General features: G+C 47.8%; 22 protein-coding genes, 1 tRNA gene and 1 pseudogene. 14 read left to right on the top strand and 10 right to left on the bottom strand.

Features of this window, described 5'->3' with window-relative positions; genetic code table 11:
• Positions 1 to 125 precede the first annotated feature (125 nt).
• The 7 genes from EPB59_RS10235 to rpsU form a co-directional block, all read right to left on the bottom strand.
• Entirely contained in the window at positions 126 to 1,205 is a 1,080-nt protein-coding gene (locus EPB59_RS10235; RefSeq protein WP_154172610.1) for a TRAP transporter substrate-binding protein, read from the bottom strand.
• 255 nt (positions 1,206 to 1,460) lie between these two features.
• Positions 1,461 to 3,221: a lysophospholipid acyltransferase family protein gene (locus EPB59_RS10230; RefSeq protein ID WP_154172608.1), complete on the bottom strand. Its 1,761-nt coding sequence runs from the start codon at positions 3,219 to 3,221 to the stop codon at positions 1,461 to 1,463.
• Between the two features lie 419 nt (positions 3,222 to 3,640).
• A tRNA-Ile gene (locus EPB59_RS10225) sits at positions 3,641 to 3,716 on the bottom strand.
• A gap of 144 nt (positions 3,717 to 3,860) precedes the next feature.
• Positions 3,861 to 5,747 carry an RNA polymerase sigma factor RpoD gene (gene rpoD / locus EPB59_RS10220; protein WP_154172606.1) on the bottom strand — a complete coding sequence of 629 codons (1,887 nt, stop codon included), beginning with the start codon at positions 5,745 to 5,747 and terminating at the stop codon, positions 3,861 to 3,863.
• A gap of 98 nt (positions 5,748 to 5,845) precedes the next feature.
• Positions 5,846 to 7,609, bottom strand: a complete 1,764-nt coding sequence (gene dnaG, locus EPB59_RS10215) for a DNA primase (protein WP_055051689.1) — start codon at positions 7,607 to 7,609, stop codon at positions 5,846 to 5,848.
• 90 nt (positions 7,610 to 7,699) lie between these two features.
• Positions 7,700 to 8,143, bottom strand: coding sequence for a GatB/YqeY domain-containing protein (locus EPB59_RS10210; RefSeq protein WP_001173865.1), 444 nt, complete (start codon positions 8,141 to 8,143; stop codon positions 7,700 to 7,702).
• Between the two features lie 29 nt (positions 8,144 to 8,172).
• The gene (gene rpsU / locus EPB59_RS10205; protein WP_001145625.1) at positions 8,173 to 8,388 is read right to left on the bottom strand and encodes a 30S ribosomal protein S21; all 216 of its coding nucleotides are present in this window, start codon (positions 8,386 to 8,388) and stop codon (positions 8,173 to 8,175) included.
• Between the two features lie 240 nt (positions 8,389 to 8,628).
• On the opposite strand from rpsU, the gene tsaD reads away from it, so the two are divergent.
• Together tsaD and EPB59_RS10195 are read left to right on the top strand one after the other, a co-directional pair.
• Complete coding sequence (gene tsaD / locus EPB59_RS10200; protein ID WP_055029816.1) at positions 8,629 to 9,648, top strand: tRNA (adenosine(37)-N6)-threonylcarbamoyltransferase complex transferase subunit TsaD; 1,020 nt, start codon at positions 8,629 to 8,631, stop codon at positions 9,646 to 9,648.
• Between the two features lie 154 nt (positions 9,649 to 9,802).
• On the top strand, positions 9,803 to 10,615 hold the full coding sequence (locus tag EPB59_RS10195) for an alpha/beta fold hydrolase (RefSeq protein ID WP_154172604.1): 813 nt from the start codon (positions 9,803 to 9,805) through the stop codon (positions 10,613 to 10,615).
• An 81-nt stretch (positions 10,616 to 10,696) separates the two neighbouring features.
• Here EPB59_RS10195 and plsY read toward each other — a convergent pair whose 3' ends face one another.
• On the bottom strand, positions 10,697 to 11,299 hold the full coding sequence (plsY, locus tag EPB59_RS10190; RefSeq protein ID WP_000188023.1) for a glycerol-3-phosphate 1-O-acyltransferase PlsY: 603 nt from the start codon (positions 11,297 to 11,299) through the stop codon (positions 10,697 to 10,699).
• Positions 11,300 to 11,487: 188 nt separating this feature from the next.
• Between plsY and folB the strand changes: the two genes are divergently transcribed.
• The 11 genes and pseudogenes from folB (at position 11,488) to rpoS (ending at position 19,216) form a co-directional block, all read left to right on the top strand.
• Positions 11,488 to 11,841 (top strand): bifunctional dihydroneopterin aldolase/7,8-dihydroneopterin epimerase, encoded by a 354-nt coding sequence (gene folB / locus EPB59_RS10185; protein ID WP_154172603.1) that lies wholly within the window; start codon positions 11,488 to 11,490, stop codon positions 11,839 to 11,841.
• Entirely contained in the window at positions 11,838 to 12,344 is a 507-nt protein-coding gene (gene folK, locus EPB59_RS10180) for a 2-amino-4-hydroxy-6-hydroxymethyldihydropteridine diphosphokinase (protein ID WP_154172601.1), read from the top strand. Before folB ends, folK begins: the two co-directional genes overlap by 4 nt.
• Positions 12,341 to 13,144: an undecaprenyl-diphosphate phosphatase gene (locus tag EPB59_RS10175; RefSeq protein WP_055051692.1), complete on the top strand. Its 804-nt coding sequence runs from the start codon at positions 12,341 to 12,343 to the stop codon at positions 13,142 to 13,144. The genes folK and EPB59_RS10175 overlap by 4 nt, the downstream gene beginning before the upstream one ends.
• Positions 13,145 to 13,254: 110 nt before the next feature.
• On the top strand, positions 13,255 to 13,539 hold the full coding sequence (gene ftsB / locus EPB59_RS10170) for a cell division protein FtsB (protein WP_001263190.1): 285 nt from the start codon (positions 13,255 to 13,257) through the stop codon (positions 13,537 to 13,539).
• Positions 13,536 to 14,233, top strand: a pseudogene (gene ispD / locus EPB59_RS10165) (2-C-methyl-D-erythritol 4-phosphate cytidylyltransferase). The gene ftsB and the pseudogene ispD overlap by 4 nt, the downstream one beginning before the upstream one ends.
• The gene (gene ispF / locus EPB59_RS10160; RefSeq protein WP_000619212.1) at positions 14,230 to 14,706 is read left to right on the top strand and encodes a 2-C-methyl-D-erythritol 2,4-cyclodiphosphate synthase; all 477 of its coding nucleotides are present in this window, start codon (positions 14,230 to 14,232) and stop codon (positions 14,704 to 14,706) included. The pseudogene ispD and the gene ispF overlap by 4 nt, the downstream one beginning before the upstream one ends.
• A gap of 29 nt (positions 14,707 to 14,735) precedes the next feature.
• Entirely contained in the window at positions 14,736 to 15,821 is a 1,086-nt protein-coding gene (gene truD / locus EPB59_RS10155; protein ID WP_000129751.1) for a tRNA pseudouridine(13) synthase TruD, read from the top strand.
• 1 nt (position 15,822) lies between these two features.
• Positions 15,823 to 16,575 (top strand): 5'/3'-nucleotidase SurE, encoded by a 753-nt coding sequence (gene surE / locus EPB59_RS10150; RefSeq protein ID WP_055043664.1) that lies wholly within the window; start codon positions 15,823 to 15,825, stop codon positions 16,573 to 16,575.
• Positions 16,568 to 17,194, top strand: a complete 627-nt coding sequence (locus EPB59_RS10145) for a protein-L-isoaspartate(D-aspartate) O-methyltransferase (protein ID WP_154172599.1) — start codon at positions 16,568 to 16,570, stop codon at positions 17,192 to 17,194. The genes surE and EPB59_RS10145 overlap by 8 nt, the downstream gene beginning before the upstream one ends.
• Positions 17,194 to 18,132, top strand: coding sequence for a murein hydrolase activator NlpD (nlpD, locus tag EPB59_RS10140; protein ID WP_001242135.1), 939 nt, complete (start codon positions 17,194 to 17,196; stop codon positions 18,130 to 18,132). The genes EPB59_RS10145 and nlpD overlap by 1 nt, the downstream gene beginning before the upstream one ends.
• A 73-nt stretch (positions 18,133 to 18,205) precedes the next feature.
• Positions 18,206 to 19,216 (top strand): RNA polymerase sigma factor RpoS, encoded by a 1,011-nt coding sequence (rpoS, locus tag EPB59_RS10135; protein WP_000116729.1) that lies wholly within the window; start codon positions 18,206 to 18,208, stop codon positions 19,214 to 19,216.
• Positions 19,217 to 19,294: 78 nt separating this feature from the next.
• Here rpoS and mutS read toward each other — a convergent pair whose 3' ends face one another.
• Both mutS and cysM read right to left on the bottom strand, forming a co-directional pair.
• Complete coding sequence (gene mutS / locus EPB59_RS10130) at positions 19,295 to 21,883, bottom strand: DNA mismatch repair protein MutS (RefSeq protein ID WP_154172597.1); 2,589 nt, start codon at positions 21,881 to 21,883, stop codon at positions 19,295 to 19,297.
• A 267-nt stretch (positions 21,884 to 22,150) separates the two neighbouring features.
• On the bottom strand, positions 22,151 to 23,038 hold the full coding sequence (gene cysM / locus EPB59_RS10125; RefSeq protein WP_001279364.1) for a cysteine synthase CysM: 888 nt from the start codon (positions 23,036 to 23,038) through the stop codon (positions 22,151 to 22,153).
• Between the two features lie 257 nt (positions 23,039 to 23,295).
• Between cysM and cysP the strand changes: the two genes are divergently transcribed.
• The gene (gene cysP / locus EPB59_RS10120) at positions 23,296 to 24,297 is read left to right on the top strand and encodes a thiosulfate ABC transporter substrate-binding protein CysP (protein WP_001079830.1); all 1,002 of its coding nucleotides are present in this window, start codon (positions 23,296 to 23,298) and stop codon (positions 24,295 to 24,297) included.
• Positions 24,298 to 24,306 lie beyond the last annotated feature (9 nt).

Here is a 24,306-nt window from a genome sequence, read left to right as displayed (position 1 = left end):
ACTTTATTTTTATTCTCAGATTTAAGCCCCTTATAGAAAGAGGCTTAAGAAAGTTTGTAGTATGATACTTTATTTCACTCTCACACTACCATCCGATAGCCCTTTGTTTATCCGGTGCATTGCGATTAAGGATTGGTATTTAAGTAAGCCTGAGTGGAAATACGAGTCCAATCACGCACTTTGCTTAAGTAAGCTTGTTGAGATTCGATGATCTCTTTAGCGAGCGGATCGCTTGCTGCTTGCTCTTGCAGAAGTTCATTGTTGGCTTGGCGTAGCGCGGCAAGTACTGCGGGTGGAAAGTCACGAACTTTGATGTCTGGGTACTCACTTTTCATCGCTGCCCAGCTCGTCGCATTCGCATCGATCGCTTGGTTGTACATATCGAAAGCGGCGACACGGAAAGCGGTTTCTAAGATCACTTGAATATCTTTCGGTAGCGTATCCCATTTCTTTTTGTTGACCAGAAATTGGGTTTCTGAGCCAGGCTCATGCCATGCGCTGTAGTAATAAGGGGCAATTTTATGAAAGCCCATTCGCAGATCAAAGGCTGGGCCAACCCATTCCAGTGCGTCGATGGTGCCGCGCTCCAGTGATGTGTACAGTTCTCCCGGCGCGATGTTGGTGGGCTTAGCCCCGACTTTTGCTAACACTTCACCTGCGAATCCAGGGATGCGCATTTTCAGTCCCTGCAGATCATCAATACTGTTGATCTCTTTTTTAAACCAGCCGCCCATTTGAATATCTGAGTTTCCGCCAGGGAAGGAGAGCAGATTGTGTGGCGCGTACACTTTCTCCATCAACTGCATGCCACCACCATAGTAGAACCAAGCGTACTGCTCTGTGGCAATCATCCCAAATGGCATCGAAGAGAAAAAGAGAGTATTGGGTACCTTGCCTTTCCAATAATAAGAGCTGGAGTGACCGAGATCGTATTGACCAGATTTCACCATGTCAAACACACCTAATGGTGCTTTGTGTTTGTTAGCCGAATCGATACGAATTTGAATGCGGCCATTGGACATTTCAGCAGCCAACTTCGCCATGTTTTTTGGCGCATCACCAAGAATGGGAGTATTTGCCCCCCAAGTTTCGGCGAGAGTTAATTTATAGATAGGTTTATCGTCAGCTTGCGCAGTACCGAGAAGAGCACCCAGAATAAGCGTCAACGCTACGCGACTTTTCTTGAAATAGGTTGTGATTGGCATAACTTCCTCGTTGTTATCATTATTGAAGCTGTAGAGTCTAAGCTGCTGAAAAAAGAGTCAATCAAGCTACGTCATAAATCGAGAGGATAATTTAGTGTGAATCACTAACCGTGAGTGAAAAGTAAGCATGATAAGTTGTTCTGTTGGTTAAAAATCCAGAACACAGGGATAGTCTCATCAAAGACTAGTATTTTATTTTGATTAAAGAAGTGTCTGATAGGTCACGCCAAAATCGGAGGATCTTGGCGTGATGAGTTAAATTGCGCTGAAATATTGGTGCATCTCAAGATAGCTTTGTGCTTCTTTTTGCCCCATGTAGCGTGCGAGCGTTTTGGTTGGCACATTGCGCAGATCAACTACAATGAGCCCATCTAGCGCGTTATTGAATGCTGGATCGATATTAAAGCTGACCAGCTTACCATTTAGACCAAGATATTGACGCAAGAGAACAGGAATGCCTTTCCCTTCATCAATGCGGGCAATGACTCGCGACAGCAGCTGTAAATCGGCAAGAGAGGTCAATAGACTCGCGTTCCATTGTACTTGGTCGATAGGTAGTGGATTGCTAGCCATCACCAGTTCGGCTTGTTCGGTGTCGTAGTAGTGCAAGGTCATGGTATCGGCGAGTAAACGCCGAGCTTGTTCACTGTAGTCATTACTGATGCTCACTGGACCAAAGAGATGGGTGTATTGAGGGTTATGTTGAATGTAGGTGCCAATCCCTTTCCAGAGCAAAAGCAGCGCTGCCACGCTTTTTTGGTATTGGCTATCAATCACTGAGCGACCCATCTCAATTGCACCGTCCATTTTTGCCAGAAAACGCTGATCATAGTGAAACAGCGTGCTGGAATAGAGACCATCGATCCCTTTGGTCTGCATGAGGTGATCGATCAACCCTAAGCGGTAGGCTCCAACCAGTTGGTTTTGCTCGCGATCCCAAATAAACAGATGTAAATAATCGCGATCAAATCGATCAATATCCAAGGCGCAACCCGTGCCTTCTCCTACCGCACGAAAATTGATTTCACGAACTCGACCAATTTCATGCATTAACGATGGAATGTTTTCGGCGGTTGTACAGTACACATCGAACTGATTGTGGCGCAACATATGGTCGCGATAAGGCAGCTGAGCAATGTCTTCCAGCAAAACCTCTAAGGGCAGGCGCTCTGCAACGGGTGGCAAAGATTGATCATTGGCCGTCTTATTGCGCGCAGGAGAGGGCTGTAAAAGGTAAGTGTTGAGACGCAGATAATTAACCAACTGCTGATCACACAGATGTTGTATTTCATTGTGTGAGATGGTTTCGCCGAGCGCAATACGAATAGCCGCATCTTTTTTATTCAGTAGTTCGCGGCCGAGCATTAGAGTGCGCAGCATCGGGTGAATTTTCCCCGCCAGATAAAATGGAGTTGAGTTTTGTCCATCAATATAAACAGGTACGGTGTGAGCTTGGTGTTTTTTGACTAATCGACTAACGGATTGGCTCCACTCTTTATCTTCCAATCGACCTTGCTTACTGTCGACCAATTGGGAAACCTCACCAGCTGGGAACATGAGTAACAATCCACCTTGTTCTAAGTGCTTATGAGCTTGGCGTAGTGCATGCAGATTGGCTTTTGTGGCCTCAGTACCTTCAAACACATCCACCCCAATAAACAAAGAAGCGAGTTCAGGAACCAGTTTTAAATATTGATTGGCTAGGATCTGCACATCCGATCTCACCGAAAGCAGTAGCTCAGCCAGAATAACGCCTTCTACACAACCGAGAGGATGATTAGCGACGACGATAGTCGCACCCTGTGATGGCACATTGGTGAGCTGGCCGCGTACCACCTGATAATCAATCCCGAGGACATCGAGAGTAAAGCGTAGAAATTCGCGAGTATCACCGCCAGCTGGGCGTTGTGCGTAGAATTGATTGAGACGCTTCAATCCAGTAGCCCATTCTGCTAAGTGCTCACCTAAACCAAATGGGGTTTTTCGTGGTAAAACGAATGGTGAAGTAGAAAGCATAGCAACCTCTTATTTGATGAATTATCCAGAGGCTAGTGTGAGCAGATTGCAAAATGGCGACAGTCTGATGAGATTTTTATTGCGCGAGTGAGATGGATGAAAATTAACTGAAATACACGAAGCATTTTCAGAAATAAGTCCGATTGCTCACAACTTGTACAAAAAATGTGATGTAAAGAGAATTTTAGTGCTAGTTTATTTGAGCGGGTAAAACGCAACTAACGACAACGATATTACACCTTTGTTTTGCTGATCTGGAATAGACGGGAGCTGATGCTCCCGTTGCTTTTTATAGAGGCATCAATGCGATTCAAAGGGTAAGAGCTGGCGCTAGGAGCTGTCTGACCCATTACCTGACCCAAAATCGTCAAGTACAAAAAAAGGTTAGTAAAGACTACGTTTACTAACCTTCTGGAATTTGGTGGCCCCTCCCAGGTTCGAACTGGGGACCAAGCGATTATGAGTCGCCTGCTCTAACCACTGAGCTAAGGGGCCAAATTAGGTGTCAGATTATATTGGAAGGGGTTAGGTGTGTCTAGCCAAAGCGGGTTCAATAATGCTTACAATTTATTCACTTAGCTTGTATAAAAAAGAAAAGGTGAGCTCAGCTCACCTTTTCCAGTTCATAACCAACTTGAATTATTCATCCAAGAAGCTGCGCAGAGTCTCTGAGCGGCTTGGATGACGCAGTTTGCGCAGTGCTTTTGCTTCGATCTGACGGATACGTTCACGAGTTACGTCGAACTGTTTACCCACTTCTTCCAAAGTGTGGTCGGTATTCATGTCGATACCAAAGCGCATACGCAGCACTTTTGCTTCGCGAGGCGTTAGGCCAGCTAATACATCGCGGGTTGCAGCTTTAAGGCTAGTTGCGGTCGCTGAATCCAGTGGCAGTTCGAGGGTTGTATCCTCGATGAAATCACCCAGATGCGAATCTTCATCATCACCGATCGGTGTCTCCATGGAGATTGGCTCTTTTGCGATTTTCAGCACTTTACGGATCTTGTCTTCTGGCATCTGCATGCGTTCTGCCAATTCTTCAGGCAGAGGCTCACGACCCATTTCTTGTAGCATTTGACGTGAAATTCGATTCAGTTTGTTGATCGTTTCGATCATGTGTACTGGAATACGAATTGTACGTGCTTGGTCTGCAATAGAACGGGTGATCGCTTGGCGGATCCACCATGTCGCATAAGTTGAGAACTTATAGCCACGACGGTATTCAAACTTGTCTACAGCTTTCATCAGGCCGATGTTACCTTCTTGGATCAAATCCAAGAATTGCAGACCGCGGTTGGTGTATTTCTTAGCAATCGAAATAACCAGACGTAAGTTCGCTTCGACCATCTCTTTCTTCGCACGGCGAGCTTTTGCTTCACCGATTGACATACGACGACTGATGTCTTTGATGCGTTCAACAGACAGTGAAGTCTCTTGTTCGATCATTTGCAGTTTCTGGATAGAACGACGGATATCTTCTTCTTGATCACGTACTTTCGCTACGTAAGGCTTATCAGAAGCGAGGACTTTGTCTAGCCACTCTTCGTTCGATTCGTTGCCAGTAAACAGAGCAATAAACGATTTTTTTGGCATTTTCGCGATTTCAACAACCGCTTTCATCACTAAGCGTTCTTGAGTACGCACACGATCCATTGAAGTACGCAGCGTTTCAACCAAATGGTCAAATTGCTTTGGTGTTAGGCGGAATTCGCGGAAAATATCCAATACTAGGCCGGAAGCTTCAGAGGCTTGGTTACTGTCACGACCAAATTCATTCACTGCTAATTGCAGGTTTTGGAATTTACCGCGCAGCTCATTGAATTTTTCACGAGCGAGTTCAGGATCGATGCCGACTTCTTCTTCGCTGTCGCTGCTTTCGCCATCGCCGTTTTCGTCTTCATCCTCGTCTTCATCATCTTCTTCAGCGGCGATCTCGTCATCTTCATCGGCGAGATCGGCTTCAGAAAGTTCTGAACCGATATGAGTAGCAGTTGGTGCTTCGGTTTCCATATCATTAGGATCAACGAAACCCGAAATTAGATCTGTTAGGCGGAGTTCTTCTGCCTGAACGCGATCAAACTGCTCAAGAATGTAAGGGATGGTTCCAGGATACTCAGCAATCGCACTTTGAACTTGGTTAATACCATCTTCAATGCGCTTGGCGATATCGATTTCACCTTCACGTGTCAAAAGCTCAACCGTACCCATTTCACGCATGTACATACGTACTGGGTCGGTGGTGCGGCCAATCTCACTCTCTACGCTAGAAAGTGCCGCGGCTGCCGCTTCGGCAGCATCTTCGTCAGTGATGGTGGTATCATCGCTGAGGGCAAGATCATCGGCATCAGGAGCAGTTTCAACTACCTTGATACCCATGTCATTGATCATCTGAATAATATCTTCCACCTGCTCTGAATCAACGATTTCAGCAGGCAAGTGGTCATTTACTTCGGCGTAGGTCAGATAGCCCTGTTCCTTGCCACGTAGGACAAGTTGTTTAAGCTGTGACTGCGGATTTTGATCCATAGACGGTATCCAACTTCGTATCTGGTGAAGGAATAAGTATGCGCAATGCAAACCACGTATACTAACAAATTTATTCTTTGCTGACTATCTCAACAGGGTTACGCTTTCAAGCCTTTTAAGATCAAATCTTGGAGCTCCCTTCTTTCTTCGGTTGATAAACCGACACTTCGCGCTTTAGCCTGCAAATTTTCAATTTGTTTTTCTACGCACTGGGCAAGAATTTTGTCCAATGAGTCTAAAAATAGTTCTTCTTGATTGTCTTCGACAAGGGGAATATCCCAACTTGCTAGACGAGACAGAAGCGTCTCATTTTTTGAGTCTCGCCAATGTTCGAGCAATTGACCCGTAGTGATATGGGGATATTGTCGACATTTCTCAAGTACTTCACTGAAGGTATCGAGCCCTGGAAGCATTAAATGACGAACACTTGCGAGGTCGGGTACCAATTCAGCATAGCTTGGATTTTGTACTAAGAGCGCAATAACATCACGCATTGGCGTACGTTTTATTGCTTTATGTGGTGCGGGTCGATTTTCTGGATTACGCGCTTTTTTACGGCGTAGCTGGTGATCAAATCCCGTCCGTTCATCGAGTAATTTTTCTAGGATCTCTTGTAAAAAAGGATCCGGTATCTTGTCGATAAGTGGTGTTGCTAATGCGCGTAATGCCGATTTACCTTCATGGGATCCCAAGTTGAGCTGGTGAAGTTCAATAAGGTTATCAAACAAGTATTGTGAAAGCGGCGTTGCGTTAGCAAGCTGCTGTTCGAAATCTGCTTTACCGTATTTACGTACGTAGCTGTCAGGGTCTTCACCATCCGGCAAAAAAAGAAACTTTAAGATATTTCCACTTTTGAGATAGCTCAGTGCGTTTTCGAGCGCACGCCATGCAGCATCACGTCCAGCTCGGTCACCATCATAACAGCACACCACTTGGTTAGTTTGGCGAAACAGCAGTTGCAAGTGATCACCCGTGGTTGAGGTACCAAGAGAGGCGACGGAATAATCTACGCCATATTGAGCGAGTGCCACGACATCCATATAGCCTTCCACCACTAGGATTTGTGGTGGTTCACGGTATGCCTGCAGGACTTCATAAAGGCCATACAGCTCTTTGCCTTTATGGAAAATCGGTGTTTCTGGTGAGTTTAGGTATTTTGGCGTGCCTTGCTCGGTAATCCGCCCGCCAAAGCCGATCACTCTGCCACGACGATCGCGGATCGGGAACATCACTCGGCCACGAAAACGGTCATAGCGGCGGCCATTATCACTCTCAATCAGCATACCAGCGGTAACGAGCATGTCTTCGCTGTTTCGTTGTTGGCCAAAGTTGCGACGTACAAGATCCCATTCATCAGCCACGTAACCGATACCAAACTTTTGGACTATTTCACCGGATAACCCGCGATTTTTTAAATACTCGATCGCGTGCTTGTTGGTCGGTACTTTGAGTTGTTGACGATAAAATTGTGCGATGCTGCCCATGAGATCATACAGGCTGCGTTTCTCTTCACTTTTTACCGTTGGAGTATTCTTAGCAAATGGGCTTGAAGGCGTGCGTTCTTCACGCTCCACCTCCAGCCCTACTGTCGAGGCAAGTTCTTCAATGGCTTCAGGAAACTCCATTCGCTCGAATTCCATGACAAAGTCGATGGCATTACCATGCGCACCACAGCCGAAGCAGTGATAGAACTGTTTTTCCTGACTGACACTGAATGAAGGGGTTTTTTCGTTATGGAAAGGGCAGCAAGCACCGTAGTTTTTGCCCTTTTTCTTCAGTTTTACGCGTGCGTCAATGACGTCGACAATATCGAGTCGAGCGAGGAGACCATCAATAAAACTGCGTGGGATGTGTCCTGCCATAAATCTTGCGTGCACCGAAAACGAGAGGATCAAATACAAACAAGCCGTGCGTTCCAGAGGATTGCACGGCTTGCTGTAATTGGGTTGGGATTAAGCCAGTTTAGCGCGGACTAAACCGCTTACTTTACCCATGTCTGCACGCCCTTGAATGTGCGGTTTCAGTACAGCCATCACTTTGCCCATGTCTTGCATGCCAGTGGCGGAAGAGTCGGTTATCGCACTGTCAATCAATGCACTCACTTCTTCATCCGTCAAAGGTTGAGGCATAAATTCCTCAAGCACGGTGATTTCTATCTTTTCCGCATCAGCTAAATCTTGACGATTGGCTGCTTCGTATTGGCTTACAGAGTCGCGACGTTGTTTGACCATTTTGGTCAGCACGCCAACAATGTCGTCATCGCTCAGAGTGATCTGTTCATCGACTTCACGTTGTTTAATTGCGGCCAACGCTAAACGGATAGTGCCAAGGCGTTGTTTATCCTTGGCTTTCATCGCTAGTTTTTGCTCTTCTTTGAGACTATCAATCAGAGCCATAACAAATTCCTTAGTTTAGGAAATTGCTATTAGTACAGACGAACGCGACGTGCGTTTTCGCGAGCCAGCTTCTTAGCGTGACGCTTTTGAGCAGCTGCTTTAGCGCGTTTGCGAACGGTAGTTGGCTTTTCGTAGTGCTCACGACGACGCACTTCAGAAAGGATACCTGCTTTTTCGCAAGAGCGTTTGAAACGACGCAGAGCTACGTCGAACGGTTCGTTTTCACGTACTTTAACTACTGGCATATGCCTTTCACCTCAGGGGTTAATTCGTTAATGCTGATATTTTGGTGACCCGAGCAGCAAGAACTCTTGTGCGCCAAGTCGATAATCAGCTAGATCAAAATGGTGCGGAATTTTAATCCGATCGCCCTTCCTTTGTAAAGCACTTTGTCGCTTACATTCTGGACAAGGTTTGTTTGTCGCGCCAAGGCGAGGTAACATGAGGCCATATTTGATTTTTAATGGCAGCGTGCTGAGAAAACTATGCGCATTATTGGTATTGAAACCTCTTGTGATGAAACGGGTGTCGCGATTTACGATGACGAAAAAGGACTACTGTCTCATAAGCTCTACAGTCAGGTAAAACTTCACGCCGATTACGGTGGTGTCGTGCCGGAGTTGGCATCACGTGACCATGTTAAAAAAACCATTCCACTGATCAAAGCGGCGATGGAAGAGGCGAATGTGACGCCACAAGATTTAGATGGCGTAGCGTTCACCGCCGGCCCTGGTTTAGTGGGCGCTCTGTTGGTTGGAGCCACCATCGGACGTAGTTTGGCTTACGCATGGAATGTGCCTGCGGTGCCGGTTCATCATATGGAAGGGCATCTGCTGGCTCCGATGTTGGAAGACAATCCGCCGCCATTTCCTTTTGTCGCTTTGCTGGTATCGGGTGGTCACACCATGCTAGTTGAGGTGAAAAATATCGGTGAATACCGAATTTTAGGGGAATCGATTGATGATGCCGCAGGCGAAGCCTTTGATAAAACGGCTAAGTTGATGGGGCTGGATTACCCTGGTGGACCTCTACTGGCGAAGTTGGCGGAAAAAGGAACCGCTGGGCGCTTTAAATTCCCGCGTCCAATGACGGACAGACCAGGACTTGATATGAGTTTCTCTGGTTTAAAAACCTTTACCGCTAACACGATTGCCGCCAACGGTGATGATGAACAGACGCGCGCCGATATTGCCTACGCTTTCCAAGAAGCGGTGTGTGACACTTTGGTCATTAAGTGTCGACGTGCGTTGGAAGAAACCGGTTTAAAACGCGTGGTGATTGCAGGTGGTGTGAGTGCCAATAAGCAGCTGCGTGCGGATTTGGAAAAGCTTGCGAAAAAAATCGGTGGCGAAGTGTATTATCCGCGCACTGAGTTTTGTACCGATAACGGTGCAATGATCGCTTATGCCGGAATGCAGCGTTTGAAGAATGGTGATGTGTGTGAACTTGGCTTGCAAGCTCGCCCGCGTTGGCCGATTGATCAGTTAACGTCAATTCAGAAATAAGTACTACGAAATGGTATTGAAACGGTCGCGCTAGCGGCCGTTTTTTCTAAACAAAAGAATGAATTAGCGAAAGCTTACTTTCTGTTCCGACTTGTCTAAACCGCCCTTCGTGTTAGAGTCAGTTTCTATTTTTAATGATGGAAGTATAACTAAAATGAATTCGTGGTTTATTGATGGCCAAAAAATGGCTTACCTTGATGTCGGTGAAGGAGAAGTGCTGGTGTTTGGGCACAGTTATCTGTGGGATCATCAAATGTGGGCTCCGCAAATTGCTGAGTTGAGCCAGCATTATCGTTGTATTGTGCCGGATTTTTGGGCGCATGGTGATTCAGATTCGGCTCCCGCTTCGATGAATAACCTCAAAGATTATGCGCAGCATATTCTTGCGCTGATGGATCACTTGCAGATAGAGCAATTCTCAATCGTTGGTCTGTCTGTTGGCGGCATGTGGGGTGCAGAATTAGCTGTGTTGGCGCCAGCGCGCGTTAAATCACTGGTGATGATGGATACCTTTGTGGGGCTTGAACCTGAAGTCACGCATAAAAAATATTTTTCGATGCTTGATGCAATTACTCAGCTTCAAGCAGTGCCAGCACCGATTGTTGATGCGGTTGTGCCGATGTTTTTTGCATCCGACACCCTGAAAAATGAGTTGCCTGTGGTTACTCAGTTCCGTTCTGCACTTCAAAAGTTATCCGGTGAGCGCGCAGTTGAAGTGGCGCGTCTAGGCCGCATGATTTTTGGACGTCGCGATTTGATGGATGAGATTGAAAACTTAACACTGCCTGTGCTGATCATGGTGGGTAGTGAAGACACTCCTCGCCCAGTTTTAGAATCTTATCTGATGCAAGATGCAATTCGTGGCAGCGGACTTGAGGTGATTGATGGCGCGGGACATATCAGTAGCCTAGAGCAACCGGATCAGGTCATCCATCATTTAAGTGCGTTTTTCTTGAGCGTGTACTGATCGCTGTTGTTTGAAATCGCCGCTGATATGTTCTGAAGGTTGAGCGGTAGGCGGCGTTTCTTTTGAGCAGGAAGCCGAACCTTAAGATTGGTGACTTTTTTTCTCACCCACTTTCGGCTCAGTACCAGCAAACAGACGCTTTACGTTTTGATGATGGCGCAGCACGATCAAGCAGCACAGCATCGCAACCGGAAGCGTGTATTGTGGTTTGATAAGCCAAGTATAGAGTGGCGCAAGCAGCACAGTGACTAAAGCTGCAAGTGAAGAGTAGCGAAACAAAACAACCACGACTAACCACGTCGCTATCACCATTCCCGTTAAATCGAGTCCAATCGGAGCGATTGCTCCTAACGCGGTTGCCACGCCTTTTCCACCTTTGAAATGGAAAAAAATCGGGTACATATGCCCAAGGCAAGCGGCAATCGCCACCAATCCCAACATAAAAGGTTCAATATTGAGGAAGTAGCCGCCCCAGACAGGGATGGTGCCTTTGAGCATGTCACACAATAAAACGGCGACTGCGGCCTTTTTGCCGCCGATACGCAGCACATTGGTCGCTCCGGGGTTTTGTGAACCCACATCGCGTGGATCGGGCAGACGCAATACTCGGCAGATCAGCACCGCACTGGAGATTGACCCCAGTAGATAGGCAAAAATGATCATGCTGAGCGCCAGTGGAGTCATAACAGCCTCAAAGTGCGTGTTTCGAAAAGTTATCTCGAATAAGTATTTGTATTCCCTGTCGAATAAGAAAAAATCTTTTAGGATTTAGCATCTTGAACAGGTTTGGGTATATCATATCGCGATTGAGTGGATAGTACGATTTTTTCATTGGTTTGGGTATCCGACCTGTGAACAGGAAGCGATTGAGCATGGATAAAGTCTTTATTGAGCAGTTGGAAGTGATCACCACGATCGGTGTCTACGACTGGGAACAGCAGATCAAGCAGAAATTGGTGCTGGATTTGGAAATGGCGCACGACAACCGTCCTGCGGGTAAAAGTGATGACGTGGCAGATGCTTTGGATTATGCCCAAGTCAGCCAAGCGGTGATTGAGCATATTGAGCAAGGTCGTTTTCTGCTGGTTGAGCGAGTTGCTGAAGAAGTCGCAGAACTGATCATGATGCGTTTCTCTGTGCCTTGGATCCGCATTCGTTTGACCAAGCCGGGTGCAGTGCCGCAAGCCCAAGGGGTGGGTGTGATTATCGAGCGAGCGCGTGGATGATCACCGCTTATATTGGTGTGGGATCAAATCAAGATCGCCATCAGTCGATTGAAGCTGGAGTGCGAGCGCTGACTCAGCTCGCGAGCACTTCACGCATCTCAACCATTTATGAGTGCCCGTCAGTAGGTTTTGCTAGTCATCCCTTTTTTAATTTGATGGTAGAGATAGAAACGAAATTATCTCTATCAGAGCTTATTGCACATTTGAAAGCGATAGAGCTGCAGTATGGCCGTTTGCCAAATGCGCAAAAGTATCAAGATCGAACACTGGATCTTGATATTGTGTTGTACGGTGATTGTGTATCGGAGAGGGATCCTGTGTTACCTCGACCCGATATCTATCGTTACCCATTTGTGATCCAACCTTTATATGAGCTTTGCCCGCGACGAGTGATTGCTGGTGATGATCGAACTGTTGAGCAGATTTGGCAGCAAGCGCAGGGTTTAGCATCACTCACCCCTGTACCTATTTGGTTTTCTATTGAAGAGAAGAAACAATCATGAGTTATTTCGAGTCATTCATTCTGGCTTTAATTCAAGGTTTTACCGAGTTTTTACCGATTTCGAGTTCTGCACACCTGATTTTGCCTTCGGCGATTTTGGGCTGGGCAGATCAAGGTTTAGCCTTTGATGTCGCGGTACATCTTGGCACGCTAGCGGCGGTTGTTATCTATTTTCGCAAGGAAGTGGTTTCTCTACTGAGTGCTTTTTTCGCCTCAATATTTAAAGGTGATCGCAGTAAAGAAGCCAAATTGGCCTGGTTGATTATCTTAGCGACCATTCCTGCTTGTGTGTTTGGTTTCTTGATGAAAGACATCGTCGAAGTGTATTTGCGTAGTGCTTGGGTGATCGCGACTACCACCATCGTGTTTGGCCTTTTGCTATGGTATGTCGATAAGAACTCGGCACTCAACGCGGATGAGTATCAAGCGGATTGGAAAAAGGCACTGTTTATCGGTCTTGCTCAAGCGGTGGCGATCATTCCTGGTACATCGCGTTCAGGGGCAACCATTACCGCTGCGCTCTATCTTGGCTTTACTCGTGAGGCTGCGGCGCGTTTTTCTTTTTTAATGTCGATCCCAATTATTGTTCTGGCTGGTAGCTATCTTGGCTTGAAACTAGTGACCAGTGGTGAACCTATCCATGTTGGCTTTTTGCTCACCGGCATTATTACTTCATTTGTTAGTGCTTATATCTGTATTCATTTCTTCCTTAAGCTGATTTCTCGCATGGGAATGACCCCATTTGTGATCTACCGTTTATTGCTCGGTGCTGGCTTGTTTGCGTTTTTATTAACTCAATAATCACTAGCCTGCGAGCTCATTTTCTGGGCTTTGTGGTATAAATAGGCTGTATTCGAACTAATGACCAACGCCACGATCTTGTGGCGTTGGTTTTGAAAGATGGATTGGTTATGCGAGTCTTTGCTTTGACCCTGAGCCTACTACTGGTCTGGCTGCTTTATACCCTGATGTGGGGAAAAAACGGTGTGATGGATTTTCGGGCTGTGCAGTCAGAAATTGAGGTGCAGCAGCAAGTGAATGCCAACTTACATCTGCGCAATCAAGAGATGTTTGCTGAAATTGACGATCTACGCCAAGGGCTAGATGCCATTGAAGAACGCGCCCGTAATGAACTCGGCATGGTCAAAGATGGTGAGACCTTTTACCGCATCATTGGTGAGGAATCACGTCAATGAATAAGATGATTGCGATTGTGCCAGCCGCAGGTGTGGGGAGTCGAATGAAAGCCGACCGACCCAAGCAGTATTTAACCTTGCTCGGTAAAACGGTTCTCGAACATACCATTGAACATCTTTTAGGACACCCGCAAATCGAGCAAGTGGTGGTCGCCATTAGTGTCGATGACCCTTATTTTTCCACCCTGTCACTCGCGCAGGATCCTCGTGTCATTCGGGTTGCGGGGGGAAAGAGCGTGCTGATTCCGTCTTATCCGCACTTCACTATATTTGCCAACATGCGCTTAGTGAGTGGGTATTGGTGCACGATGCCGCGCGCCCTTGTGTGACTCACGCTGATATTTCTCAATTGATCGCCAGGGCTTTAGAGCACCCAGTCGGGGCGATTCTTGCCGCCCCAGTGCGCGATACCATGAAGCGAGGCGACAATACACAGCAGATTGATCATACCGTTGATCGCACAGCCTTGTGGCACGCCCTTACGCCACAAATGTTTCGTGCCGAGCCGCTGCGCAGTGCTTTGATTGAAGCGCTACAAAATAAGGTGTCGATTACCGATGAAGCTTCCGCTTTTGAATGGCGTGGCGAAAAGCCGGCCTTAGTGACGGGGCGTGCCGATAACCTTAAAATCACTCAACCTGAAGATCTCGCGTTGGCCGAGTTCTATTTAAGTCGTAATAAGGAAAAATCATGATCAGAATTGGCCACGGCTTTGATGTACACCGTTTTGGCGGTGAAGGTCCCATCATTATTGGTGGAGTGAAGATCCCTTATGAGCAAGGATTGATTGCCCATTCTGATGGCGATGTGGCACTGCACGCGTTAAGTGATGCCTTGCTCGGCGCGATTGCCGCGGGAGACATTGGCCGCCACTTCCCTGACACCGATGATAAATGGAAAGGGGCAGACAGCCGCGAGCTCCTCAAAGATGTGTATCGTCGAGTGAAAGAGCAAGGCTATGTGCTCGGTAATGCCGATGTCACGATCATTGCCCAAGCGCCGAAAATGGCTCCTTATATTCAGGCGATGTGCGCGGCGATTGCCGAAGATCTGGAAACCGATCTGGGCAACATCAATGTCAAAGCGACCACGACAGAAAAACTGGGTTTTACCGGACGTAAAGAAGGTATTGCCTGTGAAGCGGTTGTACTTTTGCGCAAAGCTTAACTCAGCCTATAAAAAATTTTGGAATTAAGATGACTGATATTCTCTCTCCTCTGGCTTATTTGTGCGGTAAACCGACTGCGAAGGCCAAACTCAAAGCGCTGCCAGAACACTTCCAAGTCAATGAAGTGTTGGGCTACTCCTTAACGGGACACGGCGAGCACTTGATGGTGCGTATTCGTAAGACAGGGGAGAACACCAGCTTTGTGGCCAATGAATTAGCCAAAGCCTGTGGCGTACCTTCACGCGCGGTGAGCTGGGCGGGTTTAAAAGACAGGCATGCCGTTACCGAGCAGTGGTTGAGTGTGCATCTGCCGAATGGCGAAACGCCGGATTTCTCTGCGTTTCTAGCACAATACCCTAGCATTGAAATTCTTGAGGTGACTCGCCACGACAAAAAGCTTCGTCCGGGTGATTTGCAAGGCAATGAATTTGTCGTCACCTTATCGGAAGTAAGCGATGTTGCAGCGGTATTAAGCCGTTTAGAAACGGTTGCTGAATTGGGCGTTCCCAATTACTTCGGTAGCCAGCGTTTTGGACGTCATGGCAATAACCTCAGTGAGGCTCGCCGTTGGGGGCGTGACAATGTCCGTTCGCGCAATCAGAATCAGCGCAGCTTATATCTGTCTGCGGCTCGTTCGTGGATTTTCAACCAGATTGTCTCAAAGCGAATTGAACAAGGCTGTTTTGCCCGCTTTATCGAAGGTGATATCGCTTTAGCTGAGCAGCAAATGTTTAATGTTGATGGTGATTTAGCCCTTTGGGATCAGCGTTTGCAAGCTGGAGAAGCGGCGATTTCAGCAGCTTTGGCAGGCGATAATGCCTTGCCGACATCCGGCCAAGCCTTGCAACTGGAACAAGCCGAATTGGATGCTGAGCCCGATTTAATGGCGCTGATCCGTGGTAACCGTATGCGCCATGATCGCCGTGCCATTGCTCTCAAGGCACAAAACTTAAGCTGGCAAGTGCAAGACGATCAAATCACCCTGCGTTTTGCATTGGATGCGGGTAGCTTTGCGACGTCACTGGTACGTGAATTGATCGAAGAGATCCCTGTGGTGCGTCATTACGATCAAAGCAATGAGCAAGAAAACCGCGATTCTGAGAGTGAAGATTAAGATGAAGATTCTGCTCAGTAACGACGATGGCGTTTACGCACAAGGCATTCATGCTTTGGCGGATGCATTACGTGATTTAGCGGAGATTGTGATTGTCGCGCCGGATCGTAACCGCAGTGGCGCTTCCAATTCACTGACCTTAGAGCATCCATTGCGTGTTTCGAAAATCGCCGACAACACCTATTCCGTACAAGGGACCCCGACCGATTGCGTGCATTTTGCACTCAACGAACTGATGAAAGATGATCTGCCGGATCTGGTTCTGAGCGGAATTAATCATGGTGCCAATTTGGGTGATGATGTGCTTTATTCGGGAACGGTTGCAGCAGCGATGGAAGGGCATTTTCTTGGCGTGCAGTCGATCGCATTCTCCCTTACGGGCTCGACGCATTTTGCTACGGCTGCGCACTTCGTGCGTCAACTGGTCGAGCAACATCTCGCTAACCCAATTCCAACCAATCGCTTGCTTAATGTGAATATTCCGGATCGGCCTTTAGAACAAATTCAAGGTATTGAAGTCACTCGCTTAGGTGCGCGGCATCACGCGGAAAGCATGATAAAGCAGAAAGATCCACGCGGGCATGATATTTATTGGCTAGGCCCTCCAGGCAAAGAGCAAGATGCAGGCCCAGGTACCGATTTTCATGCTATTGAGCGCGGTTTGGTGTCACTAACGCCACTACAGGTTGACCTTACAGCACATGAATCGCTGCGCAGCATGGATCACTGGTTAAAGGAAAAGGTGAATGGCTAACCCAAAAGCCGACAGACTGATTCAATTTTTAACAGAGCAGGGGATTGCCTCGCCACAAGTGTTGGCGGCGATCCACGCACTGCCACGCGAATTTTTTGTTGCACCAGCGATGATGCATCAAGCCTATGACAACAATGCGTTACCGATTGGCCAAGGGCAAACCATTTCACAGCCTTACATTGTGGCGAGAATGACCGAGTTGCTGGATCTGACGCCAGAAACCAAAGTGCTAGAAATCGGTACGGGTTCTGGCTATCAAACCGCAGTGCTCGCCAAATTAGTCAATCATGTGTTTACCGTTGAACGAATCAAGACCCTACAATGGGATGCGAAACGACGTCTTAAGCAGCTCGATATCTATAATGTATCGTCCAAACATGGCGATGGTTGGCAAGGTTGGTCTGCGCGTGCACCCTTTGATGCTATTTTAGTGACCGCGGCGGCAGCACAAGTGCCACAAGGCTTATTGGATCAGCTCGCAGAAGGTGGCCGAATGGTGATCCCTGTGGGAGAAGATGAACAGCATTTGTATAAAATCGTGCGCCAAGGTGCCCAATTTCTCTCTGAACGAGTGGAAGCGGTTCGCTTTGTTCCTCTTGTGGCGGGAGATTTAGCGTAATGAGGCTTTACTCTTTCCGTTTGGTTGTCTTGTTGTTGCTAAGCGGTCTTTTGATTGGCTGCACAGCTCATACACCTGCGCCAGTTTCCGGATTGGGTAAAGATTATAATGCGATAGAACGAGGAAGTTATCGCGGAAGTTACTATGAAGTTAAAAAAGGCGACACGCTCTATTTTATCGCTTACCTCACAGATAAAGATGTAAACGATCTGATTAATTACAACGATCTTTCCGCCCCTTACACCATTCATCCTGGACAAAAACTGAAGTTATGGCTCCCCAACTACACTCCTCCTGCTTATGGTGGAATCGGTGGTGCAGCTAATGTGGCTGCCGTTTCAAGCGTTACTGTCGCGACTGGAAAAGCCGCTTCTGCGACCAATGCTGCACAATCAGTGAGTAAAAGCTCTAATGCCAAAAATACACAAAAAGGATCAAACAATAGTCAAAATTTGACTAAAAAAGATCCAGTTAAGGCGGTTGATCAAACAAAAACAAAGGAGTATGTTGAACCTGTCGGTAAACAAAATGTTAATGTTAATGTAGCAAATGCTAAACCTTCGAATGAGAAGATAGCGAAGTGGCTATGGCCGACCAAAGGTAGAGTCATAAAAAACTTTTCTGCGGGTGATCAAGGCAACAAAGGGATAGACATCGCTGGCCAACGCGGTCAGGCTGTCGTTGCCACTGCAGATGGAACGGTAGTGTACTCGGGCAACGCACTACGTGGTTATGGCAACCTAATCATCATAAAACATAATGAGCACTATCTAAGTGCCTATGCCCACAATGATCAGCTGCTAGCAAAGGAAGGACAAATAGTGCAAGCAGGCCAGAAAATCGCCACCATGGGAAGCTCTGGAACCAATAGTGTACGCTTGCATTTTGAGATCCGTTATCAAGGGAAGTCAGTGAATCCTAAACGCTACTTACCTTAACTCATATTGCTAAGGTCATACTGCAAAGGTTGTATCTCGCAATGACTCGCAAAGTTGCCAGGGGGAGGCCGCTATGAGTGTCAGCAATACTGTAACCAAAGTAGAAGAGTTCGATTTTGAAGATGAAGCACTGGAAGTGCTAGAAGCGGATGATGAGCTCTCCAGTGATGAAGAATTAGTTGCTGTTGAAGGGGCAAGTGACGATGCTCGTGAGGAGTTTGATGCTTCTGCGAAAAGTCTTGATGCCACACAAATGTATCTCAGCGAGATTGGTTTTTCACCACTCCTTACCGCCGAAGAAGAAGTGCTCTATGCTCGCCGCGCTCTACGTGGTGACGAAGCAGCGCGCAAACGTATGATTGAAAGTAACTTGCGCTTGGTTGTTAAAATTTCACGTCGCTACAGCAACCGTGGGTTAGCCCTGCTTGATTTGATTGAAGAAGGCAATCTCGGCTTGATTCGTGCGGTTGAAAAATTCGATCCTGAACGTGGTTTTCGCTTTTCAACTTACGCAACATGGTGGATTCGTCAAACCATCGAACGTGCGCTGATGAATCAAACCCGCACCATTCGTCTACCAATCCATGTCGTCAAAGAGCTGAATATTTACCTGCGTACTGCGCGTGAATTGTCACAACGTCTTGACCACGAACCTACGCCAGAAGAAATAGCCCTTGAGCTGGATCGTCCCGTCGATGATGTGACCAAAATGCTGCGACTCAACGAGCGTATCAGCTCTGTAGATACACCAATTGGTGGCGATGGTGATAAAGCTTTGTTGGATATCTTGCCAGATTCCAATAACGCGGATCCTGAGTTTTCTACTCAAGATGATGACATTCGTGAATCGCTGCTCAACTGGTTAGATGAACTCAATCCAAAACAGAAAGAAGTATTGGCTCGTCGTTTTGGTCTGTTGGGTTATGAGCCGTCCACCTTGGAAGAAGTGGGGCGTGAGATCAATCTAACTCGTGAACGTGTGCGTCAAATTCAAGTGGAAGGCTTACGTCGTCTGCGTGAGATTCTGGTGAAACAAGGTTTGAATATGGAAGCTCTATTTAACGTTGAGTACGACGTCAACTAACCCATTTTTCTTCTGTATTTAAATTCAAAGGCACTCTTTAAGAGTGCCTTTGGTTTTTCCTAGGCTGAGAAAAAGGCGTTACAGCATTTTTTTCAAGCGATACAACGCATCGAGTGCCTGACGTGGCGTCAGTTCATCGGGGTCCAGCTCCGCTAACGCTTGTTCAACAACACTTGGCTCCGGAATTAAGCTCAGTTGGTTGGCGATATCCACTCGGCTGGGTTTACGAGTCTCGGCAGGTTGTGAGCTTAATAGCTCAAGTTGTTGTAACTTGGCGCGCGCATTTTTAATCACGGGCTTGGGTACGCCAGCCAGTCCTGCTACGGCTAAACCATACGATTTACTCGCGGCACCCTCTTGCACTGCGTGCATAAAGGCGATGCCATCACCATGTTCAACCGCATCTAAATGAACATTCGCTAGATGGGGTAACACATTCGGCAGTTCGGTTAACTCAAAATAGTGAGTGGCAAACAGCGTCATGGCACCAATCTCTTTGGCAAGCCACTCGGCACTCGCCCAAGCGAGCGAGAGTCCGTCATAAGTACTGGTACCGCGGCCAATCTCATCCATCAACACCAAACTGTTACGAGTCGCATTGTGCAAAATATTGGCGGTCTCCGTCATCTCCACCATAAAGGTTGAGCGACCTGAGGCGAGATCGTCCGAAGCACCGATACGGGTAAAAATACGATCCAGTGGGCCGATTGACGCACTTTCAGCCGGCACATAACTACCGATATGCGCCATCAGTGCAATCAAGGCGGTTTGACGCATGTAAGTCGATTTACCGCCCATATTCGGGCCAGTAATGATCAGCATGCGTCGCTGTGGATTAAACTCGATCGGGTTGGCGATAAACGGCTCATTCATTACTCGCTCTACCACAGGGTGGCGACCACCTTGGATGTGAATGCCCGCTTCTTGAACCAGCGTTGGGCGACAATATTCCAAGTTTTCTGCGCGCTCTGCGAGGTTTTGCAGCACATCCAATTGAGCAACGGAAGCCGCCAGTTGTTGCAGCTGCTCAAGATGAGGCAACAGCAAATCGAATAACTCTTCCCACAACTGTTTCTCGACCGCTAAAGCACGAGATTTGGAGTTGAGTACCTTATCCTCGTGCTGCTTGAGTTCTTCGATGATGTAACGCTCGGCATTCTTTAAGGTTTGACGGCGCACATAATGTGGCGGCACAAGGTGGCTTTGACCACGGCTAACCTGAATGTAGAAACCGTGCACATTGTTATAACCCACTTTCAGGGTATCAATGCCGTGACGATCGCGTTCTTCGGCTTCCAAGCGTTCCAGAAATTCGGTTGCGCCATTGGCTAAATCGCGCCATTCATCGAGTTCGGCACTGTAACCATCGGCGATCACGCCACCATCGCGGATCACTACGGGTGGGTTTTCTTTGATCGCACGTTCGAGTAAATCGCACAATGCATCCATCGGCTCGGCATGGGTGCGTAGCTCTGTAAGGTGAGACTGCTCAAGCTCGCTCATGACCGAGTGCAATTCTGGTAACTGCTGCATGGCGTGGCGTAGGCGAGCTAAATCGCGCGGCCGCGCTGAACGCAGCGCTAGACGGGCGAGGATCCGTTCAATATCGCCAATCTGTTTGAGCACGGGATGCAGTTCCCCATACAAAGCGGTTTCTTTGAGCTCAGTGATCGCATCTAAACGCTGATTGAGAGTGGCGTTATCGCGCATCGGTTGGTGGATCCAACGTTTGAGCATGCGGCTGCCCATGGGGGTAGCACAATGGTCGAGCACATCGGCCAATGTATTGTCCGTTCCACCAGCTAAGTTATAAGTGAGCTCAAGATTGCGCCGCGTCGCGGCATCCAAAATCACCGATTGATCTTGGCGATCCCAAGTCAGTGAACGAATGTGTGGCAAAGCGGTACGCTGAGTATCTTTGACGTATTGGATCAAGCAGCCTGCTGCGCACAAACCAAGTTTTGCTTGCTCAACCCCAAAGCCAACCAGATCGCGCGTGCCAAATTGCTGGTTGAGCTGCTGTTTCGCAGTATCGAGTTCAAACTCCCAAATCGGGCGACGGCGGTTGCCTTGGCGGCTTGCCATTAGATGCACTGGCGAAAAATCTTCAGGAAACAACAGTTCACGAGGCGAAGTGCGTTGCAGTTCTGCCGCCATCTCTTCTTCGGTTTGCGGTTCACTGAGCTGAAAACGGCCGGAGGTGATATCCATGGTCGCGTAGCCAAAGCGGCCGTTATGGTGATAAATCGCCGCGATCAGGTTATCGACTCGCTCTGAGAGCAGGGCTTCATCGGTCACGGTTCCCGGGGTCACAATCCGCACTACTTTGCGCTCAACGGGGCCTTTGCTGGTGGCTGGATCGCCAATCTGTTCACAGATCGCGACCGATTCGCCCATTTGTACCAATTTTGCTAAGTAACCTTCTACCGCATGAAACGGCACACCCGCCATCGGGATGGGTTCACCCGCTGAAGCGCCGCGCTTGGTTAAGGAAATATCTAGCAGTTCAGAGGCGCGTTTCGCATCGTCATAAAACAGTTCGTAAAAATCACCCATGCGATAAAACAGCAGAATATCTGGGTTTTCCGCCTTGAGTCTTAAATATTGCTGCATCATCGGGGTGTGGTGCGAAAGAGACTCGCTCGGTGAGGCGTTCGATTTCATCATAATCTTATATCGCTGCTTATCATCATCTGCGTAGGCCTTGCGGCATTTCATCACAAGGCGGGCATGGGTCACTTAAAAACGGTTACAGAGAATAGCAAACCTGACTAGGGCGGGGCAATTGAGCTCTTGCTTTGCATGGTGATGACCTTACGGCCCATCAGGCCATCGCCGCAAGAGGTTTACCGAAAAGCGCGTAGGGAGCGTGATATGGATACCAAGTCAAACCGGTTTCGACACTCAGCCTAAGCTGAGTGTGGGAAAGCTCAGTTAGGAAAATAATCCTGAGGATAAATAACGGTCGCCACGATCGCACACAATCGCTACCACTACGGATCCCGGATTTTGCTGGGCAATCTGCAAAGCGGCAAACACGGCTCCGCCAGAGCTGACGCCGGCGCAAATTCCTTCTTCACGAGCAAGGGCGCGAGCGGTCTGTTCGGCGTCAGTTTGAGTCACATCCAGTACCTGATCGACTCTTGCAGCATCAAAAATGCCGGGGAGGTAGGCTTGCGGCCAACGGCGAATACCGGGAATCGCACTGCCTTCCGAGGGTTGTAAGCCGATGATCTGGATCTGCGGATTTTGCTGTTTCAGGTAGCGAGAGACGCCCATGATGGTGCCTGTGGTGCCCATGCTCGAAACAAAATGGGTGATTTTGCCTTGGCTTTGCTGCCAGATTTCCGGCCCGGTTGAACGAAAATGTGCGTCAGGGTTATCCAAGTTATTGAATTGATCCAATACCTTACCTTTACCTTCTTGCTGCATCTGTAAGGCTAAATCGCGTGCGCCTTCCATCCCTTGTTCTTTGCTAACCAAAATCAGCTCAGCGCCATACGCGCGCATTGAATCTTTGCGCTCTTGAGTAGCGTTATCGGGCATGATCAGAATCATCTTGTAGCCTTTGATGGCGGCGGCCATGGCTAGCGCTATGCCAGTATTACCACTGGTGGCTTCAATAATGGTATCGCCGGGCTGCAAACTGCCGCGCGCTTCGGCTTGCACAATCATATTAAGGGCTGGTCTATCTTTCACGGAACCCGCTGGATTATTGCCTTCGAGTTTCACCAATACCGTAGAACGGCCTGCATTGAGGCGCTGTAAACGCACCAAGGGCGTTTGACCTACATAATCTTCAAGAGTGGGGAAATCAGACACAGGGCGATCCTTCTATTCTAATAGTGACAACCGATAAAGCTTCTGTTGATTGACGGCGCAAGCGTAAGACGACTCTTTGCCAGCGGCGTTATTTTCATGTCAGCAGTATAAGAATGACTTTATCTTCGGCATACAATTTATTGCTAGAAATTATTCCAAAACGTTCTATTAATGTTCTTTTTTATAAACGATTTTCCTCATAATCTAGCAGCATAAAGGAAGCCATCTTGGCACTTGTGATTCTGGAGTAGAACAACATGAACCGAATTAAATCGACATTAACAGCGTTACTGCTAGCAGGCTCATTCCAAGCCTCTGCGGCCGATCAAACCATTCTCAACTCATCTTATGATATTGCTCGTGAGCTGTTTGTGGCTTACAACCCCGTGTTTGCTGAGCATTGGCAACAAAAAACAGGGAAGACGGTCGAAATTAAACAGTCTCACGCGGGATCATCGGCTCAAGCGCGTTCTATTCTGCAAGGCCTAGCGGCAGATGTGGTGACGTTTAACCAAGTGACCGATGTGCAAATTCTGCACGACAAAGGCAAGCTGATCCCAGCAAACTGGCAAACCCTGCTACCAAACGCGAGCTCGCCTTATTACTCCACCACCGCATTTTTGGTGCGCAAAGGCAACCCAAAAAACATCCAAGATTGGAGTGATTTGGTACGTGATGATGTGAAAAGTGTATTCCCGAACCCGAAAACCTCAGGTAATGCGCGTTACACCTACTTGGCAGCGCTAGGCTTTGCACAAAAACAATTTGGTCAGGATAACCAAGCGCAGCAAGATGAGTTTTTGAAGAAGTTTCTGGCTAACGTCGCGGTATTTGATACTGGCGGCCGTGGTGCAACCACGTCATTCGTTGAGCGTGGAATTGGCGATGTGCTGATCACCTTTGAATCGGAAGTGAATAACATTCGTCAACAATACGGTGCGGATGATTACCAAGTGGTGGTGCCGAAAACCTCGATTTTGGCTGAATTCCCAGTCGCGGTAGTGGAGAAAGTGGCAAAACGTAATGGGACTTATGATGTGGCGACAGAATACGTTTCATACCTGTACAGTGAGCCAGCACAGCGTTTGCTTGCAGAATTTAACTACCGTGTGCACGATGCCAAGGTACAAGCTGAGTTTGCTGAGCGTTTTCCTGCCGTTGAATTGCTGACTGTGGAAGGGATCGCCGGTGGTTGGGAACAAGCGATGAAAACCCAGTTCGCCAATGGGGCAAAGTTGGATCAACTGCTGCGCCGCTAATCTTGTCCG

The organism is Vibrio metoecus, from assembly GCF_009665255.1.
Lineage (GTDB): Bacteria > Pseudomonadota > Gammaproteobacteria > Enterobacterales > Vibrionaceae > Vibrio > Vibrio metoecus_B.
This window is presented reverse-complemented; position numbering and strand designations above follow the sequence as displayed.